Genomic DNA, 18812 nt, shown 5'->3' with positions numbered 1-18812 from the left:
AGCACCAAAGCAAAAGAAGGGGCTACCACCCAAGCTAATCTCGCTTGGGCGCTAGCCCCATTATATTAAATATTGAATTTCTTTTTCATATAGGGGATCCACTGCTCGCGCAGCTCGGATTCGGAACACTTGAAGATGCCGTTGAAATCATAAGGATCGCGGATGACCTGATTCAGCGTATCCAATCCGTAGCTTTCCGTAATGAACTCTACAATCAGATACGAGAACTGGAAGCCCTTCATCGTCTCGAAATCCCACGTATCGTTATTGAACTCAAGGAACTCCGGGATTTCCCCGCGGCGAACGGCGTCTGCTGTTGTGTTCGCGATGTACTCCTCCGTCATTTGCTTCGCTTCATAGCCGCCAATTCCTTGACGCACCCACTTCGGTGCTGTGGCGTTAATGTCCTCAATCAGCCACATCGTATACAGATGCAAAGTCGATTTAATAATCGACTCATACGTATGCTCTGGCCCTGAATTTAGAGGAGATACGATTTTCAATCGATTGCCCTCGTACGTGCCCATGAACCAATTCGGCGCGTCGGCTTCTCCGACAGCTTGGTGGAAGGTCGGAAGATCGGGATAAATTTCGATAATGGTTTTGCATGAAGGACGGTGCTTGTACTTGGAGGCGATCCGTTCCACATTTTCCTTCAATGCACGGAACAGGTCCTGATGCACTTTTTCAAAAGGATCCCTCGAGACGACGACTTCATTTTTATTTACGATTGATATCATGTCTAGAATTGACATAACAGCAATGTCACCCCATTCTTTTAACTCTGTTCTTAGCTTTTCTAACGATCGGTATAGCCTATTTTTCACCGCGCTTTCCCGCATGCCGACGATATTGGCGATTTCGGACAACGTACAATCTAGGAAAAAACGCAACGAAATAATTTGCTGGTCCAATTCCTTCAGCTTGTTTAACGCCGAACCAATATCGATGCGGATCTCGACATACTTGGCAAAATCAAGGGAGACCGATTGTGATTCATAGTTTGTAAAATCATAAGGCATATCTTTTTTACGGGCTAAGCTCCGATATTCGTTTTTCACCGTATTTTCGGCAATTTTAAAAATCCAGGTAAAGAAACTGGCGTTTTCTTTGAAAGCGTGCAGATTTTCGATCGCTTTGAGAAAGACCTGCTGCGTCAAGTCCTCCGCTGCTGCTGCATTTGTCTTGAGCGAAATGTAGCTGCGGATTCGGCTGCGATATTGTTCATAGCACTGTTCAAACTTTTCAATCATGCTCTGTTCATCCGGATAAACAGGGCGGTTGTCATTAGCGCCTGACATCGTTGACCTCCTCTTGATCTTGCATATGTATAGACACCGGGGAGAGGGGAAAAGCCACAAAAGGATCAAAAAACTTTTTCTGGCTGCTTCGACCCATCAGAATTTTACAAAACATCGTTAGTTTGATGATATCATGTTCGTTATAGATGAATGGTATAGATTATGAAATGGAGGTGTCGGCGTGGAGGCGTGGTTTCGCTATAACTGGATGGTCAGGGACCAGTGGTATCAATGGTGCGAGGAGCTCCCTCATGAGGAGCTGATTCGTGAGCGAACAGGCGGCACTGGGAGTCTATTGAAGACGTTTTTTCATATTGCGGACGTGGAGTGGAGCTGGATTCAGCAATTGCAGGGAAAGCCGGACGAGTTGGAGGATTACGAAACGTATAAGACGCTGGAGCGGGTAAAAGAACTGGATCGGCGTTTTCGGACGGAAGTCGAGCCCTTCGTGGCGGCATGGGAGGAGAGCGTGGAGACCCGGCTGCACTACAGTGCCAATGCCGAGGGCGAGGCAGTTATTTACACTTGGGGAGAAGTGATGCGCCACGTTATCGCTCACGAAATCCATCACATCGGCCAAATGTCGGTGTGGGCTAGAGAAGTTGGCAAGCAGCCGGTCTCGGCCAACTTTATCGGAAAAGGACTCATTAAGCCTTTGGTTTAATGGGTTGGGTAACTCAATCGTTTAATTCCTCCAGCCTCATATAGATACTTCTTTCTTTAAATCCAAGCGACTTCCAAAATTCATATCCAGCCGTATTTCCATGCAGCACTTCGATATCTACGGTTGTTGTATTTAATAATTGCAGCAATGCTCGAAAAGCTGACTTGCCATGCCCTTTTCCCCGGCTGCTTCTACAGATGAAGAAATGTCTGAGATACAGAGGCTGCCTAATATGATTCACCAAAGCATAACCAACAATTTCGCCACCATGTTCAAACTTGTAAGCATCATAATCTGTATTGATGAAAGCACGCATTCTTTCTTTTAGCTGCTCAAAGTCCATCGCATTATCATGTCTTTCATCCTCTATAAGCTGCTTGTTTAGTGTGACAAGAAGGTCCAAATCTTCGTGAGAACATACATGAATGAACACCATATCATTCACCTCGGCTTCTATTTCATTTGTTTTACATCTCCTAATAACAATCCTGTAAAGTCATCATCCTGCTGTTTGTAAAAGATGGCTTCCATTTGTTCACTGTCCTTGCTCAAATAGAGATTAAACGGATCGACGTCGCTTGCCCAGTAGGCACTCCATTTCTTGTCATCTGCAGTATCTTGAAACCATGTCATCGCAGCATGATGAGACAGGGGAATCTTGTAGCAATGGGCTCCCTCAACAAGTAGGATAGATGGGCATAATGCAGCATCCTCTTTGCTTCCTTCCGGCAATGGGAAAGAGGATTGCACCTTGCTGCTGCAAGCTGTGCCGCCGATTATGAGAACAAGTATGATTGCTGATAAAAGGATACTTCTCATTTTGAACTCTCCTGTTTTCATCTTAGCTTCCTAGCTTCTTCATCAATGTTATTGACGTGAGTATTAGAAGAAAGTTGTAAATGTAAGGGAAAACGTGAGAATATTTAATCATGCTAAAAAAAGAGCATTTCCCGTATGCGGAAATGCTCTTTCTTGTATTCTTTTATCCGCAAAACGGCTGCTAAGTTTGCTGGTCGTTCAGGTATGTTTTGAGCGCAGGAGGCTCGTAGCTATAAAATTGCTCCAAAAGCGCAGAAGGATCCTCATCCACGAGTGTCATCCGGCGATATTTTTCCTCCATGAACTGTTCCGCAGTCATATGGTTGAACAGCTCAATAAGCGGATTGTAGTAGCCATTGATATTTAAGAGGCCGCAAGGCTTTTGATGAAGACCAAGCTGCGCCCAAGTGAATATTTCAAAAAACTCTTCCATCGTTCCAGGACCGCCCGGCATCGTAATAAATCCGTCGGAAAGCTCCGCCATTTTGGCTTTTCTCTCATGCATCGATTCTACGATAATGAGCTCGGACAGGGATTTGTGGGCAATCTCTCTTTTGTCGAGAAAGGCAGGCATGACACCGATGACACGTCCTCCGGCTTCCATAACGGAATTGGCGACTGCACCCATAACGCCAACGCTGGCTCCGCCGTAGACGAGCGCAATATCCCGTTTGGCGAGCTCTTTGCCGAGCGCTTTCGCTCCTTTCACATAAACCTCGGAAGCTCCATTTCTCGATCCGCAAAACACAGCGATGCTTTTCATTGCTCCAGCTCCTATTCTCTCTAGCATATTATTCCGGCTCAACCATCCATCCTGACCGGCTTCCCCTATACAATACACGCGAGCGCTGCCAAGGTCAAAGATGCTTATCTGATAAAAAGGCAGACATTTTTAGAGAGTAATCTGGTGGGTTGCTGGAAATTAGTCAGGTTTCCTTTGAATTTTACACTTTTTCTTCCAGTAAAACTGTAGAATTTTACTAATTCTACTGTCGATTATGACAAAAGAAAGGTAAAATGAAAAGCTGTAAGCAGCGGTTTCTATCAGGGAATCTAGCTTTTCGCAACATAGATAATTTCCGGGGAGGAAAATATTACATAAATGAGTACGTTATCTCATGAGGCGTCCGCGTCATTTCATCAATCAATCGTAGAGCTTAATCCTTTCGCTGTTCTGGTTCTATCCAAGAACGGTCAGATAAGGGAAGTCAATCATGCGGCATGCGAATTGTTCGGGTATACCCACAAGGGATTTCCTATGAATGATTATATGGATTTCATCGTTCCGGAGCATAGGGGCACTGTTCGCCGCCATCTCGAAACATTAATCGAAGGAACATCTTCCAGCTATGAAGCCAGCGCCTGTCATAAAAATGGCACCCGGCTTGATATTCACGTAACGGCGATTCCGCTTGTTAATGAGGGAGATTTGTACGGCATTTTTTGCCTGATTCAAGATATAACGGAGTCCAACAAGGAAAGGGCTGCACAGGTAGAAAGGGAGGAGCGCTTGAAGGCGGTATTCCATTCGACCTCTGCAGCCATGTTTATATTGGATTTGGACGGTCATGTGGCCGATATTAACGCCGCTTTCGAGGAGACTTACGGATGGAAGCGGGACGAAATGATCGGCAAGCCGCTGCCGATTATCCCGCAAGCTTTTGAAACGAGGCATCAGGAGCGGGTAGAGCAGGGTAGAAGGGGAGAGTGCTGCCGGGGGTTTGAGACGATCGGTCTGAAAAAAGACGGTACATGCATCGAAGTGAGCTCAAGCTTTTCCCCGCTGCGCAACGAGAATGGTGAAATTATTGGCATTGTAGGCATGACCAAAGATATTTCGGTGCAGAACAAGCTGGAACGGTCGTGGAAGGAGAGCGAGGAGCGGTACCGCAAGCTTGTCGAGCTTTCTCCCGAGGGCATCATGGTTCATCGTGAGGGTGAGGTTCTATATGCCAATCTCTCGGCAATGAATTATTCGAAGGAATTTAACCCGCAGGGCGTCAGCTTATATTCCTTCATCCCTGAGGAGCAGCATGAAATGATTCGGCAGAGGGTGAATGAGCTGAAGAAGGGGAATCTTCTTCCCTACATGGCGATTGAGGTCATGCGCCGGGACGGGCAGACGATCTTTATCGATACGAACAGCATATCGATTACGCATGAGGGCCAGCCGGCGATTTTAACGATGTTTCGGGATATTACGCAAAGAAGCAAAGTGGAGGCCGCGCTAAAAGAAAGTGAGAAACGGTACCGGATGCTTGCGGATAATTCGCTTGATCTCATTCAGCTGGTTCAATTGGACGGCATTGTGACGTACGCTTCGCCATCTCATAATACAGTACTTGGCTATGACCCGAGTGAGTATGTCGGAAATGGGGTCTTTTATCAGCCGAATGGAGAGGTGGATGTCGCTTTCCGCGAAGTATTTGTAAATATGGCGATCACTCAACGGCCGTTTTCCTGCGAAATTCATCGGCGGCATAGATTGGGCTATGACGTGTGGGTAGAGTTGATTGGGACGCCGATGTTTGATGCAGAAGGTACCTATGCAAACATGATGCTTGTCGGCCGCGAGATAACGGAGCGGAAAAAATACGAGGAGCATCTGGAGCATTTGAGCTATCATGATCATCTGACCGAGCTCCCGAACCGAAGATTATTCCACGCTCTGCTGGATCAGGCGATGCTGGAAGCCAAACATAGCAAGCGGCTGCTCGCCGTCATGTATATTGACTTGGACGGCTTCAAGGAAATTAACGACAACTTTGGACATGACGCGGGGGATGAGCTGCTCCGGCAGCTTGCTCAGCGCGTGAAGTCATGCTTGAGGGACATTGATCGGGTGGCAAGAATGGGCGGCGATGAATTTGTCATTGCCCTTCCTAATTTGGATAGCGTTACCGAAGCAGAAGGAATTGCCGAGAAGATTCTTTCGTCATTGCAGCAGCCTTGGCTTGTGATGGAGCATCATTTTGTGTCGACGTCGAGCATCGGGGTTGCCTTTTATCAAGAGGATGATAAACTTCAGACGTTGTTGAAAAAAGCAGATACTGCCCTTTATCAAGCAAAATCAGATGGGAAAAATATGTACCGCATTTATAGCTGAACCTCCTTTGAAAATGATAGACTAGGTAACAAGAAGCTTCCTATTCGCTGCAATAGGAACGGGGAAGAGGGGAGTGTGGGCAAGAGGCGTGTATACGGTACAACTTGGAACTTTCGTATTGAATTTGGAAATTGTCGTCTACATTCTTTGCGGTATAGCAGGCGTTGCGGGGCTGTGGTTAAAAGCGAAAAAGGGCCAAATGCAGGCCGGATTCGTATCAGATGCCATGAACGCCGTGCTGCTGTGGATTTTCATTTGGAAAGCAAGCCTTATTATAGTTGATCCTGCGACAGTGCTCGAGGATCCTCGTTCGTTCATTTATTTCAGCGGCGGGATTGTTGGGGGATGGCTTGCTACCCTTGTCTCTTGCGGTTTCCTTTTGTACAAAGGCTTAAGAACAAATGCCGGAATCAAAGCGGTTATCGTATGGTTAAGTGTGATGCTGTATGGCTGGATTACAGTATGGCTGTCGGTGCAAAGCCTGCTGGCGGATACGTCAGCGGATGTGTGGAAATATGTATTGTCGACCGCGGTGTCCGCTTTCATGTTTGTAATACAAATCAGATCGGCAAGGGGTATCGAATGGAAAAGGCTGGGGGCAAATAGTGTGTTGGCTGCTGCTGCTCTTGCGGCTATTTTGCTGGTCGATTATGGCGGCAGCTCTGCAGAGCTGCCGGCAGGGGCAGGTATGGTGGAGGTTGGATTGAACAAAGGGCAGCAGGCGCCCGACTTTAAGCTGGTGGCGCTGGATGGCAGTGAGATTAGCCTCTCGGATTATCGCGGCAAAACCGTATTCGTAAACTTCTGGGCCTCTTGGTGCCCACCCTGCAAAGTCGAAATGCCGCATATGGAAAAGCTGTATTCCGCTTACCGCGATCAGGATGTTGTAGTCCTATCTGTCAATATGACGTCTACTGAGAAGAGCGGCCACAACGTTTCGTCTTTCGTTGAAGAACGCGGCCTGACATTTCCTGTTGTGCTGGACGAAAAAGGGACTGTCATGTCACAGTACCGCGTGCGCAGCTTCCCTACCACGTTCGTTGTTGACAGTGAAGGGATTATCCGCGACCGAATGCTGGGCGCGGTTGATTTTGCCGGAATGGAGCGGCGTCTGAAGGATGTGCTGGGATAACCAGGGTAAGCTGGAGGGGCGATTCGCTCCTCTTTTTTTTCTTGATTTTTATAGTAATTCTAGTAATATTGGATAAAAAATGAAGTTGATTGAAGAGTTGAGAATACGAGGAGGGGATATCGTGAAGCTAGTAATTGTATTTGGACCGCAAGCCGTCGGTAAAATGACGGTAGGACAGCAATTGGAGCAAATAACGGACTTGAAGCTGTTTCATAACCATATGACGATTGAACTGGTCAGCCCGTACTTTAACTATGGAAGTCCGCAAGGCAACCGATTGGTCGGTTTATTTCGCGAGGAAATATTCCAGGAAGTAGCGAAGAGCGACTTGGCAGGATTGATTTTCACCTATGTGTGGGGTTTTGATTTGCCCGGAGATTGGGAATACATTCGCCATGTCAGCGAAATTTTTGAATCACAGGGCGGCACCGTTTATTATGTGGAGCTGGAGGCGGACTTGCAGGAAAGGCTCGTGCGTAACAAAAGCCCGCACCGTCTGGAGCATAAGCCGACCAAACGCAATGTGGAGAAATCCGAGCAAGAGCTGATTCGTACAATGGAGAACCTTCGGCTGAACTCCCATGAGGGAGAGATCCAGAAGGAACATTATCTACGTATCAACAATACGGAGACCGATCCTGAAGAAGTAGCTAGACGGATCAAGGAGCATTTCAAGTTATAGGCGTTAGGTTCGGGTTCGCTGGGTAAAACTAGCGAACCTTTTTTGTTGCTTGGCTCGACTGTAGCGAACGCTCCAGCATAGCTGTGCTCAACTGTCGCTAATGATCCAGCATAGTTGTGCTCAACTGTCGCTAACGCTCCAGCATAGCTGTTGCTCAACTGTCGCTAACGCTCCAGTATAGTTGTTGCTCGGTTGTTGCAAACGCTCCGGCATAGCTGTTGCACTTCATCTCCTAAACGAGCTAATCCGTTGCAAATCTGCCTCCTGGTAATCGCCCGTCACGAACACATTTCTTCTTTTGCTTTTCGCACAGTGTTGCCGTGCGTCTAGCGTGCAGCAGGAACGTCAACGTTGTAACTTTGGCGCTGCTTTTCGAACGTCTACCCTTGCTCAATGTACTCACCTTCGCTAATAGCGAAGGTGTTAAGTAAAAACTGGTACATGTTGGAAAAGTAACATTTTGTTTGGCATTAGCGAAGCAGGTTCGCAAAACAGCGAACCCAATTTCGCTATAGAGTCCGCGCGCAGCTTGTTCTACGGCAACAGCGAACTGAATTTCGCTAACCGTGAACCTAGGTTCTCGAATAGCGAAGCTAGCTTCGTAGTAGGCGATCAGCCGAGCAGTTACCCTATGCCGAGCGAACTTGTCTTCGCAAAATAGCGAAGCTGCTTCGCAATATGACGAGCATGGCGCGTCGAACGAACTCACCTTCGCAAATAGCGAAATTAGATTCGCTGTAGGCAGGCGGCTGAGTGAATACTTCTTGCCGAACGAATCTAGCTTCGCTTATAGCGAAAAAGTTTCGCTGTAGATCAATGGCCAAACCGCTATCCTATGCCGAACGAACTCACCTTCGCTATTAGCGAAGGTGCTTCGTAAAAAGTTAGGCAGCAGTCAAAAGTAACATTGTGTTGGTGCATTAGCGAAGCAGGTTCGCAAAACAGCGAACTCTATTTTGCTGTAGAGTCCGCGTGCAGCTTGAGCTACGGCAACAGCGAACTGAATTTCGCTAACCGTGAACCTAGGTTCTCGAATAGCGAAGCTAGCTTCGTTGTAGGCGATAAGCCGGCAAATTCCCTCGTGCCGAGCGAACTTGCCTTCGCAAAATAGCGAAGCAGCTTCGCTATTTTGCGCGCCCCGTGCGCCGAGCGAATTCGAGGTTTGACCGCCGGCGTGCGCCGAACGAACTCACCTTCGCAAATAGCGAAAAAACTTCACTCTAGACAGGTAACCAAACGCCCCCACTCCCCCAAAGGTTCATTTTATCAATCCAATTATCGGAATCGCATATAGGAACTGGATGCAACCTGAGCTATTATAGAGGGAGTCTTTTCTAGAGGGGGCAGAAGAATGCATATTTTGATCGTCGACGATGAAATGATTATTCGAAATGGCCTGAAGCATATGATGACCACTTACAGCAAGCCGTTCACGAGTGTGCGCGTAGCGGAAAATGGCGAGGAGGCGCTAGCCCGAATCGTCGAGTATCCTCCCAATATATTGATTACCGATATCCGTATGCCGAAGATGGACGGCTTGGAGCTTTGTAAGCGCATACAGTCTCTATACCCATATATCCGTGTAGTCGTAATCTCCGGTTTTGCCGAATTTGAGTATGCGAAGCAATGCGTAGCTTATGGGGTGAAGGAGTATATGCTCAAGCCCGTGGTGAAGGCGGACATCCATGAAATGCTGGACCGGATACTGCCCGCGATGGAAAAGGGCGTCGTAACGCCAACGCAATCCAAGCAGTGGCTTGACGAGATCACGGAGCATATTTGGCAGCTTCGGATCGCCGAGCTGGATCAATGCCTGGACGAATGGCTGCGTTATTGCGCGGAACGAACCGACCAGCCAAATCAGCTCAGAGAGCTGCTGAATGATTCCTTCCAAGCGGTACTCGATCGGCTTCAAGCGAAGGGCCACAATCATTCGGAGGCATCGCCCGCAAGTGCCCGAACCTCGGAATCCAGCACCGGCGAGTCCAACAACAATTATGGATTCAGCGGCATTCAAGAACAGTTCCGCCGCAAGATCCACGCCGTAACGAACGAGCTTGCCTTGCGAAGAGACGGCTTCAAGGACATGATGTCCGAGGTTAAAGCCTATATCGAACAGAACATTGCGAGGGAAGTAACGTTGGAGGAGGTCGCCAATCTTGTCGGACTCACTCCGAACTATTTTAGCCTCTACTTCAAAAAAACGACCGGCGTAACCTTCATTAATTACCGCATTGCCAAAAGAATTGAATTCGCCGAGCAGTTGCTCGCATTGCCGCATTACCGGATTGTGGACGTCGCCCACGAGATCGGCTACGAGGATTATTCACATTTTGCCAAGACGTTCCGCAAAGTCAAAGGCATTACGCCGACCGAATACCGCAGTAGTCTGGGGATTAAATAGATGGCGGGGCATAAGCGGCGGAAGGGGCTTTTTGTACGGCTGTATACGTATTTCATCATCGTCATTTTCGTTCCGCTCGCCGCGCTTGGTCTGTACACGTACTATGGAGCGACGGAAAAACTGCGTGCCCAAGCGGAGGCGAACATGGCGCAGGTCGTCAACATTGCATCCTATCATCTGGAGCAATACATCCACAATTACGAGAATTCTACCTTATCTCTGTTGTCTAATTCCGATATTAAATCGTTTCTGGAAATCGAACCCGACAAGTATTATGAAAAATATTATTACACCTCCACCATCAAAACGAATGCGATGGAGCCGATTATGATCCGCCATCCGGAAGTGATGGCCCTGTACGTCGTTGGCCAAGACGGGCGGACGGTTAGCGTCAACAACGGCGCTTCCCTTGATTTTACGAGTCCGAAGGCCAAGGCTTATGTGGACAAGCTGTTCGCAGACGTTCCGGATAACGGCCAAATTATGATCCTCAATGCCAGCATCAGCCCGGGTCAGGAGGGGCAGACGATTACGCTCGCTCGCAAAGTCAGAGGGCTGCGGTCGTTGACCTATAAAGGCGTGCTCGCGATTGAAGTGCGCAGCACCGATTTGTCGGCTCTTTGGCAGGGCATCGACTTGGGGCCGCGGGGGTATTTTCACATCGAGGATAAAGACGGTAAAATCGTCTACCACACCGATCCCAGCAAAATCGGACAACAGCTGTCAGCTGGCGAAAGAAGAGGCATGACCGACGGGAAAACCGAGTCATTCATCGGTAAAGAAGACGGCGAGGACCGGTTCACGATTGCCCGCCACTCGTCTTATACGGATTGGAATTTGCAAATTTCGATTCCGATGAAGGATTTGCGCGAGCCGATCATCGGCATTCGTACGAATATTTTCTGGATCGGCTCGATTACACTGGTGCTGGCGCTGCTGCTTGCATATCAGTTCGGGCATTCCATTACGAGTCCTATCCGCAAGCTGAGAAGGGGTATGAAGCAGGCGGAGAAAGGCGACTGGAACCGGATTCCGCTCAACGGCACGCAGGATGAAGTGGATGAGCTTATCGTCAGCTACAACTCCATGGTGAACAAGCTGTCTGAGCTGATCGAACAGGTCTATACGGCCGAGAATACGAAGCGGGAAGCGGAGCTGGAGCGTCAGAAGGCCGAGCTGCAGGCGCTGCAATTGCAGATCAATCCTCATTTTCTCTATAACACGCTGGAGACGATCGTCTGTTTTCCGGCTGTTCAGGATTCCGATGAGGTGTCCGAAATTGTGAAAAGCATGGCCCATATGCTGCGGTACGCCGTGCAGACGAGTCTGGAGGAAATTACGGTCGTTAATGAGCTGAAGCATGTACTCAATTATATGGCGATCCTCAAGCATCGGTACGGCAAGGATTTCGAGATTGAAGTTGAGATTCCATCGGATTTCCTGTTGAAAAAAATGGTCCGGCTTACGCTGCAGCCGCTGATCGAAAACATTTTTCAGCATGCCTTTTTCGAAGGGCTGGAGGACGGCCACCGGATTCGGATTCAAGCGACCGAGACGGATCGCTACTTTGTCGTATCCGTCATCGATAACGGTTCGGGTATGAGCGAAGCCGCGCTGCTGCAATTAAGAAACAGGCTGGAGACGAAACGCCTGACGGAAGCGGAGGGCAAAGGCGGAATCGGGGTGCTCAACATCCACCGTCGTATTCAGCTCGTATTCGGCGATCAATACGGCCTTGAAATTGAGAGCAAGCTGGGCGAAGGAACGGTTATGCGGATGAACATGCCCAAATCGTAAAAAAAGCCATACCGTCAAAAATCACGCCATCGTAGCGCTCAGCGCCATAGTGTACGATTGTCGTACAAACTATGCAAGGAGTTGACTCCCATGGCGAAAAGCAATATCGAAGCGGAAATCGGCCCGATGCGATTTCGAACGGGCAGGGAACGATGGGCCTATCTGAATAAGTATAAGGCGCTGTATTTTATATCAATTCCCGGCATTCTTTATTTTTTGCTATTCAAATACGTGCCGCTGTTCGGCTCGGTTATGGCTTTCCAGGACTACAATATTTTCAAGGGCTATCTTGGCAGTCCATGGGTTGGGCTTGAGCATTTTCAGAAAATGTTCCAGTACACCGACTTTTTACGGATATTGAAAAATACGCTGCTGCTTGCCTTTTACAGCTTGGCTATCTCGTTTCCCGTACCGATTATACTCGCACTACTGCTCAATGAGATCCGCAAGGTGCTTTTCAAACGGGTGCTGCAGACCGTCTTTTATATGCCGCACTTTCTGTCTTGGGTCGTAATTGGCGGTATCGCAATTGAGATTTTGTCGCCGCGGAGCGGCATTGTGAACAATATCATTACGTCGATGGGCTTTGAGCCGATCTACTTTATGGGCGAGGAATCGTACATCCGTACCATTCTGGTCAGCTCCGGCGTATGGAAGGATGCAGGCTGGGGTACGATTATTTACCTTGCTGCGCTGACGAGCATTAATCCGGAGCTGTATGAAGCTTCCGAGATCGATGGGGCGGGGCGCTGGAAGCAGACGCTGTCCATTACACTGCCGGCGCTGATGCCGACAATCACGATCCTGTTTTTGCTGCAAATCGGTCATTTCATGGACTTTGGCTTTGAGAGGGTCTCGATCTTTTTGAATACGCTTAACTCCGGCAAAGGCGAGATTCTGGATACGTACATCTATACCGTGGGCCTTCTTGACCGGCAATACAGCTATACGACAGCCATCGGTCTATTCAAATCGGTAGTGGGGCTTGTCCTGATCATGACGGGCAATACGCTGAGCAAGAAGATGACCGGAGAAGGATTATATTAAGGAGGAGAGCCCATGGTAAGAACAAGCACCGCTCAACGTTGGTTTATCGTGTTTAACTATATTTTTCTGATCGTATTAGGCTTGAGTATGATCCTGCCGATTCTGCATGTCCTGGCGCAATCCTTCAGCAGCAACGCAGCCATTAACAGCGGTAAAGTGTATCTGTGGCCGGTCGATCTTACCCTTACCAACTATAAAGCGGTTATTGGCGAAAAGCTGATCTGGCGCTCCTTCGGAGTGAGCGTGATCGTGACGGTGGTTGGTACGTTTATTAACTTGGCGATGACCTCGTCGCTGGCTTATCCGCTATCGCGTTCTGAATATGTGTACCGTAAGCCGGTACTGATTATGGTGCTGCTAACGCTTATTTTCACGGCACCGCTTATTCCGAACTATTTGCTCGTTAGAGGACTGGGGCTTCACGATACGTTATGGTCATTGATGATTCCTGGCGCAATTAGTGCGTTTAACCTGTTTGTTATGCGTTCGTTCTTCATGGGGCTGCCGAATGAGCTCATCGACGCATCACGAATCGACGGCTGCGGCGAGATGCGGATACTGTGGAACATCATATTGCCACTGTCTAAGCCGGTGATGGCGACGCTGGGGATTTTCTACTCCGTAGGGCATTGGAACAGTTATGCGAATGCACTCTATTTTATCAACGACCGGATGCTTTATCCGCTGCAAGTGAGGTTGCGGGAGTTCATCATTACGGATAGCTCATCGATCAATGTGCCTGCCGAGGATGCACTGATGTCTTCTCCCGAAGGGATCAAAATGGCGGTAGTCATAATTGCCACCATCCCGATTATGATCGTCTACCCGTTCCTGCAAAAGTATTTTACAAAGGGAATGATGGTTGGTTCCGTCAAATCGTAATAGCGTAAAAAAAACCATTGCGCCATAAATGAGACCATGTGAACGGTTTTTATCCCGTGATAAGGTAGTAATTGTAAAATGTAAGCGCTATTACAAAATGAGAGGGGATCTAGGCATGAAGAAAAGTATGCTCAGCTTATTATGCGTAATACTTCTCGCTGGCTTGCTGGCGGCTTGCGGAGATGGAGAGAAAGCGAAAAATTCGAATACGGGTACGGACAAGGGTAGCGGAAAAGAGACTACTGCCGCGCCGACCAAGTTCACGATGGCTAAAGGCACGCTCGCGATGAAAGCGATCGAGTCCGTCGAAGACTTAAATAAAGACAAATGGGTTCTGGAGCTGGAGAAACGGACGAATACCGATTTGAACATCACGTTGATTCCGCATAAAGATTTTGGTCAAAAGGTTTCGCTGATGTTCGCGGGCGGCGATGTGCCGGATGTCTTGGTCGGCAACACGACGCCATCCAGCAATGCGATGAAGGATGCGGTGGATGCGGGCGTATTTATGCCGCTGGACGATATCCTCAAGACACACGGTCAAAACCTGCTGAACTCGATTCCGAAGGAAGCTTGGGATTCCGTTACGTATGACGGCAAAATCTACTCCATTCCGCAATATTTGAGCGTGCAGTCACGCCGTGCAACGTTTATACGTGCTGATCTGCTGGAGAAAGCGGGAATGGAGGCACCTAAAACGATCGACGATCTGCTTCCGATGCTCCGCGAGTTCAAGAAGCTGGGCGTTGAGCAGCCATTTGGCTTCCGTGAGAACTTCAAGTATGCAGACTTTATCCTGGGCGCTTATGACGTCCTCCCTTACAGCACGATGTATGAAAAACAAGGCGATCTGATTGTTCCGAAGTTTTTCGATAGCGAGAATATGATGAAAGCACTTGGCGTCTACAAAGCGATGTACGACGAAGGCTTAATGGCGAAGGATTTCGCGACGATTACAGGCGCAATGTGGACGAAGGGCCGCGACTCCGGCAAAATCGGCATTTACAACGCCAATGCGAACCAGCTCGGCATCTACGAAGCGGAATTGAAAAATGCCGTGCCAGAGGGCAAGCTTGCCATGATTGCATCGCCGACAGGTCCGGATGGCAAAGGCGGCATGATGCTCTACAACAGCACGCTGGAGCAGGCTTATCTCAATGCGAAGCTGAGCAAGGAAAAGGCAGAAGCGATCGTGAAGTTCTTCGATTACATGGTGACGGAAGAAGCGGCAACGTTCTTCTCCTTCGGTATCGAAGGCGAGAACTATACAAAAGAAGGCGACAAAATCAATTACAAGCTTCCTGAGAGTGAGGAAGAGCGCTTCTCCGAGCAGCGCCGCGACTGGCTGTGGCTCATTAAAGACGGTGCCTACAACGCAGAAAAGCTTCCAATGGAGCCAAAAGGCGAAGAAATGCTGAAAAGCTTCGAATCGATTCTGCCGCACGAAGGACGCGGAGGCTTCTCCTTCGCTCCAGAGCTGAAAAGCTATACGCAATACCCGGATCTGGCTCCAAAATTCGATGAGCCTTCCAAGTTCATCCTGGATCACATGATCAAGATGATCTACGGCAAAGAGAACATTTCCGATTGGCCAAAGGTTATCGAGGAGTGGAAAGCGAACGGCGGCAACGACATTATTAAAGAAGCAACAGAGCGTTTTAACAAAAAAGAGGGCGTAGAAATTGGTCCCGGCGCTAACGTGCAATAAGCAGATCAAGTAAGTTGGGTTGGTGCTTAACAGTACGAGTACCAGTACGATGACATAAGCGCCACGAATGATGTGATAGCAAGCCAAAGAGCGTCCGCGAGGACGCTCTCACATTTTCGGGAAGTGTGGAGGGTTCTGGATGTGGTATCCACGCGGTACATGGACAACAAAATGTAAAAGTGCAGGCTGATGGAGCCCAAAAGCTCCAAAATCGCGATCAAAATGCAAAAGTACATTTGAAATCACTGTTTTTCGCTCAATTGGGCCGTTTTAGGCCAATCAAACTGTATATTTGCATTTTGAGGCGGTAATTCGCCGAAAAAAGGGCTGACAACCTGCACTTTTACATTTTGTTTCGTTGCAGCTGGCCCACAGCAGACTATTCGCAGACATGAAAGTGATGCGAGAGCAATGAAATGATGATAGTGATGGTTGAATGGGAGTGGAGTGGAGCGTTTTGAGTTCAGGATGACTTTTTGCAGATTTTATCCATTTACATCGGTAAAGCGATGGGTAATGAAATCAAGAATGGCAGCATGAACCAAAACGCGCAGCGAAACTCTTTTCTCGACAGTTGAAGAGCATTCGCGAGGATGACTTTTTGCAGATTTTATCCATTTACATCGGAAAAGCGATGGGGCAATGAAATCAAGAATGGCAGCATGAACCAAAACGCGCAGCGAAACTTTTTTTACTAGACAAAAGATAGGAGAACAACAGCATGCACAAACAGCGGCTCATAGACGGATGGCAGCACTATACCGGCAGCCTTGGCGGCGTCTGGGAAGTATGGCGCAGCGACAAGCTGAACAATCATTACAATGTCCCGTGGCAGGAAGTAAAGCTTCCTCACAGCTACAATGCCTATGATGTGATGGACCCGAACCGGACGTATTATCAGGGCCAAGGCTGGTACCGGCTTAAAGCGGATATCGATAATCCTTATCCGGGCGGGCGCACCTTGCTTCACTTCGAGGGGGCTGGTCAGCGGACGGATGTGTATGTATATACCAATAAAGCGGGCTCGCATCTTGGCGGCTATGATGAATTTACAGTAGATATTACGGATGCGGCTAAGGAAGCCGCTGGAATGGAGCGTTACGCCGGCAAAGTACCGATCGCAATCTGCAGTGACAACAGCCGCGATCTGGAGACAATCCCGTCGGATGCCAATGATTTTCATGCCTACGGCGGCGTTTACCGTTATTTGAATCTCGTGTATGTACCAGCCATATCGGTCGGACAAGTGCAGGTGACGACGGAATGGACGGCAGCGCCAGAAGAGGCGAAGATAGGCAGAGGGCCGGTGAAGGTACAGGTCGATGTTTCCTTATACAATCCCCTTCAGCATCAAGAGGAGCTGGCTATTGCAGTCGTTCTTCTTAACCCGCAAGGGAAAGAGGCGGGGCGCGCCACACTGCCTGCCAAGCCCTGGACCGGAACGCAGCGCATTGCAGATTTCGAATTAAATGATCCAGAGAGATGGTCGACGGATACGCCTAAACTTTACTCAGTTGTAGTCATTCTGGAGAGCGTTCACGGGCAAACCGAACATAGCGAACGCTTTGGTTTCCGTACATTCGAGTTCACCGATCATGGTCCTTTCTTATTAAATGGCGAACGGCTGCTGCTGCGGGGAACGCACCGGCATGAGGATTTTGCCGGAGTTGGACCAGCAATGACCGAAGCGATGATTCGTGAGGAGCTTCAAGTCATCAAGGAAATGGGCGTGAACTTCATCCGCTTGGGGCATTATCAGCAATCCCGGATTGTACTCGACCTATGCGACGAGTTAGGCATTCTAGCGTGGGAGGAAATTCCGTGGAGCCGCGGCGGCTTGGGGGGAGAAGGCTATCGTCAGCAATGCCGAGACATGCTGGAAGCGATGATAACGCAGCACCGGAACCACCCGTCCATTGTGCTATGGGGTCTTGGCAACGAAAACGACTGGGAATGTGATTTCGATTACTTTGATCAGAATGAAATCAGAGCTTTCATGAAGGAGCTGCACGAGCTGTCGCATCGGTTGGATCCTTCGCGGCTGACGGCTATCCGGCGCTGCGACTTCTGCAAGGACATCGTCGATGTCTATTCACCTTCCATATGGGCGGGCTGGTACCGCGGCATTTACACCGATTATGAAGAAAGCTGCAAAACAGCTGCGGCTGACGTACGTTCGTTTTTCCATGCCGAGTGGGGAGCGGATAACTTGGCTACCCGCCATGTGGAGACGCCGTATACCGGCTTTGCTTCTATAACTGGCGGAGCAGGCAGGACGGATGAGCGGGACGGGGACTATTTGCTTGTTGGTGGCGAGCCCCGGGTTTCACGGGATGGTGATTGGTCGGAGACGTACTTCTGCGAAATGATTGACTGGTATTTAAGTGCGCAGGAACGGATGGATTGGCTAACCGGTGCGGCGCAATGGGCGTTTAAAGATTTTGCAACGCCGGTTCGGCCGGATTCGCCGATTCCATATTTAAATATGAAAGGCGTCGTCGAGCGTGACCTGACGAAAAAGGATGCTTATTATGTCTTCCAATCGTACTGGGCGACAGCGCCAATGATTCATCTGGCTGGGCAATCAATGCCCGTGCGGTGGGGAGCTGCGGGGGAGAGCAAGGTTGTGAAGGCTTACTCGAACTGTGCATCAGCGGAGCTGTTCTTGAACGGCGTTAGTCAGGGAATGAAGCGGCGGGATTCGAATGATTTTCCGGCGGCAGGACTACGCTGGGAGGTTGTGTTCAAAGAAGGTGAGAACCGTATGAGCGTCGTTGCCGAACAGGACGGTGTTGTTGTCCGGGATGAGCGTGTGTTCCACTATCAGACGGAGGCTTGGGGGCAGCCGGCGGAAATCCGGCTAACGGCTGAGCGTCAGGATGCAACGGGGCTGTACGAGGCAACGGTTAAAGCGTATGACCGCCATGGTGTGTTTTGCCCGGATGCAGCTGGCTTCATCCGGTTCGGAGCAGCGGGAGACGGCAAGCTGCTCGACAATCTCGGAACCGTACGCGGCTCCAGGCTGGTTCAGCTTGCAAGCGGCCGGGCGAGCCTATTCATCGATCCGCACGGAGCACCGCCACCTCGTATTGCGGTAGAGGAATTTTTTACTGCCGGAGGCCCGGCTTCTTCATTGCAGCGGGGCAGCAACACTCAAGCGAAAGTATCCCACACCGTCGTTAGTGCAGCCTGTGAGGGTATGGCAACCGTATTTGCAACGATTAGCGACATTCATCAACGCACGATGGGGAAAAAAGAGGGAGAGTAGTC

General features: G+C 49.2%; 14 protein-coding genes. 10 read left to right on the top strand and 4 right to left on the bottom strand.

The features are described 5' to 3' along the window. Positions 1-65 precede the first annotated feature (65 nt). Entirely contained in the window at positions 66-1301 is a 1236-nt protein-coding gene (locus TY10_RS18360) for an RNA polymerase sigma factor (RefSeq protein ID WP_042166586.1), read from the bottom strand. Positions 1302-1482: 181 nt separating this feature from the next. Between TY10_RS18360 and TY10_RS18355 the strand changes: the two genes are divergently transcribed. Next, positions 1483-1965 carry a DinB family protein gene (locus TY10_RS18355; protein ID WP_042166583.1) on the top strand — a complete coding sequence of 161 codons (483 nt, stop codon included), beginning with the start codon at positions 1483-1485 and terminating at the stop codon, positions 1963-1965. A 13-nt stretch (positions 1966-1978) separates the two neighbouring features. Here TY10_RS18355 and TY10_RS18350 read toward each other — a convergent pair whose 3' ends face one another. The 3 genes from TY10_RS18350 to TY10_RS18340 all read right to left on the bottom strand — a co-directional run bounded on the left by TY10_RS18350 (position 1979) and on the right by TY10_RS18340 (position 3547). After that, positions 1979-2401 carry a GNAT family N-acetyltransferase gene (locus tag TY10_RS18350; protein WP_042166693.1) on the bottom strand — a complete coding sequence of 141 codons (423 nt, stop codon included), beginning with the start codon at positions 2399-2401 and terminating at the stop codon, positions 1979-1981. Between the two features lie 17 nt (positions 2402-2418). Continuing rightward, on the bottom strand, positions 2419-2805 hold the full coding sequence (locus tag TY10_RS18345; RefSeq protein ID WP_155985953.1) for a hypothetical protein: 387 nt from the start codon (positions 2803-2805) through the stop codon (positions 2419-2421). Positions 2806-2965: 160 nt separating this feature from the next. Then, positions 2966-3547: an LOG family protein gene (locus TY10_RS18340; RefSeq protein ID WP_042166579.1), complete on the bottom strand. Its 582-nt coding sequence runs from the start codon at positions 3545-3547 to the stop codon at positions 2966-2968. Positions 3548-3886: 339 nt separating this feature from the next. Between TY10_RS18340 and TY10_RS29015 the strand changes: the two genes are divergently transcribed. The 9 genes from TY10_RS29015 (at position 3887) to TY10_RS18290 (ending at position 18810) form a co-directional block, all read left to right on the top strand. After that, positions 3887-5890, top strand: coding sequence for a PAS domain S-box protein (locus tag TY10_RS29015; RefSeq protein ID WP_052350629.1), 2004 nt, complete (start codon positions 3887-3889; stop codon positions 5888-5890). 88 nt (positions 5891-5978) lie between these two features. Next, the gene (locus tag TY10_RS29010; protein ID WP_155985951.1) at positions 5979-7022 is read left to right on the top strand and encodes a peroxiredoxin family protein; all 1044 of its coding nucleotides are present in this window, start codon (positions 5979-5981) and stop codon (positions 7020-7022) included. Positions 7023-7143: 121 nt separating this feature from the next. Then, a complete protein-coding gene (locus TY10_RS18325; RefSeq protein ID WP_042166576.1) occupies positions 7144-7704 on the top strand; it encodes a DEAD/DEAH box helicase family protein in 561 nt (186 codons plus the stop codon). Positions 7705-9055: 1351 nt separating this feature from the next. After that, positions 9056-10108 (top strand): response regulator transcription factor, encoded by a 1053-nt coding sequence (locus tag TY10_RS18315; protein ID WP_042166572.1) that lies wholly within the window; start codon positions 9056-9058, stop codon positions 10106-10108. Then, positions 10109-11905: a cache domain-containing sensor histidine kinase gene (locus tag TY10_RS18310; protein ID WP_042166568.1), complete on the top strand. Its 1797-nt coding sequence runs from the start codon at positions 10109-10111 to the stop codon at positions 11903-11905. Positions 11906-12031: 126 nt separating this feature from the next. Next, the gene (locus tag TY10_RS18305) at positions 12032-12952 is read left to right on the top strand and encodes an ABC transporter permease (protein WP_238327779.1); all 921 of its coding nucleotides are present in this window, start codon (positions 12032-12034) and stop codon (positions 12950-12952) included. A 12-nt stretch (positions 12953-12964) separates the two neighbouring features. After that, the gene (locus TY10_RS18300) at positions 12965-13834 is read left to right on the top strand and encodes a carbohydrate ABC transporter permease (protein WP_042166563.1); all 870 of its coding nucleotides are present in this window, start codon (positions 12965-12967) and stop codon (positions 13832-13834) included. Positions 13835-13949: 115 nt separating this feature from the next. Then, positions 13950-15542 carry an extracellular solute-binding protein gene (locus TY10_RS18295; RefSeq protein ID WP_042166560.1) on the top strand — a complete coding sequence of 531 codons (1593 nt, stop codon included), beginning with the start codon at positions 13950-13952 and terminating at the stop codon, positions 15540-15542. A 721-nt stretch (positions 15543-16263) separates the two neighbouring features. Beyond that, a complete protein-coding gene (locus TY10_RS18290; RefSeq protein WP_042166557.1) occupies positions 16264-18810 on the top strand; it encodes a glycoside hydrolase family 2 TIM barrel-domain containing protein in 2547 nt (848 codons plus the stop codon). Positions 18811-18812 lie beyond the last annotated feature (2 nt).

Source organism: Paenibacillus gorillae (assembly GCF_000513275.1).
Classification (GTDB): Bacteria; Bacillota; Bacilli; order Paenibacillales; family Paenibacillaceae; genus Pristimantibacillus; species Pristimantibacillus gorillae.
Note: the sequence above shows the minus strand (reverse complement) of the source record. Positions and strands in the feature narration are given on the sequence as shown.

What these genes read in the sequence shown, in the direction of transcription:
- TY10_RS18360 (WP_042166586.1), bottom strand. Translation starts at nt 1,301, where the DNA reads ATGTCAGGCGCTAATGACAACCGCCCTGTTTATCCGGATGAACAGAGC.
- TY10_RS18350 (WP_042166693.1), bottom strand. Translation starts at nt 2,401, where the DNA reads ATGGTGTTCATTCATGTATGTTCTCACGAAGATTTGGACCTTCTTGTC.
- TY10_RS18345 (WP_155985953.1), bottom strand. Translation starts at nt 2,805, where the DNA reads ATGAAAACAGGAGAGTTCAAAATGAGAAGTATCCTTTTATCAGCAATC.
- TY10_RS18340 (WP_042166579.1), bottom strand. Translation starts at nt 3,547, where the DNA reads ATGAAAAGCATCGCTGTGTTTTGCGGATCGAGAAATGGAGCTTCCGAG.
- TY10_RS29015 (WP_052350629.1), top strand. Translation starts at nt 3,887, where the DNA reads ATGAGTACGTTATCTCATGAGGCGTCCGCGTCATTTCATCAATCAATC.
- TY10_RS18315 (WP_042166572.1), top strand. Translation starts at nt 9,056, where the DNA reads ATGCATATTTTGATCGTCGACGATGAAATGATTATTCGAAATGGCCTG.
- TY10_RS18310 (WP_042166568.1), top strand. Translation starts at nt 10,109, where the DNA reads ATGGCGGGGCATAAGCGGCGGAAGGGGCTTTTTGTACGGCTGTATACG.
- TY10_RS18305 (WP_238327779.1), top strand. Translation starts at nt 12,032, where the DNA reads ATGCGATTTCGAACGGGCAGGGAACGATGGGCCTATCTGAATAAGTAT.
- TY10_RS18300 (WP_042166563.1), top strand. Translation starts at nt 12,965, where the DNA reads ATGGTAAGAACAAGCACCGCTCAACGTTGGTTTATCGTGTTTAACTAT.
- TY10_RS18295 (WP_042166560.1), top strand. Translation starts at nt 13,950, where the DNA reads ATGAAGAAAAGTATGCTCAGCTTATTATGCGTAATACTTCTCGCTGGC.
- TY10_RS18290 (WP_042166557.1), top strand. Translation starts at nt 16,264, where the DNA reads ATGCACAAACAGCGGCTCATAGACGGATGGCAGCACTATACCGGCAGC.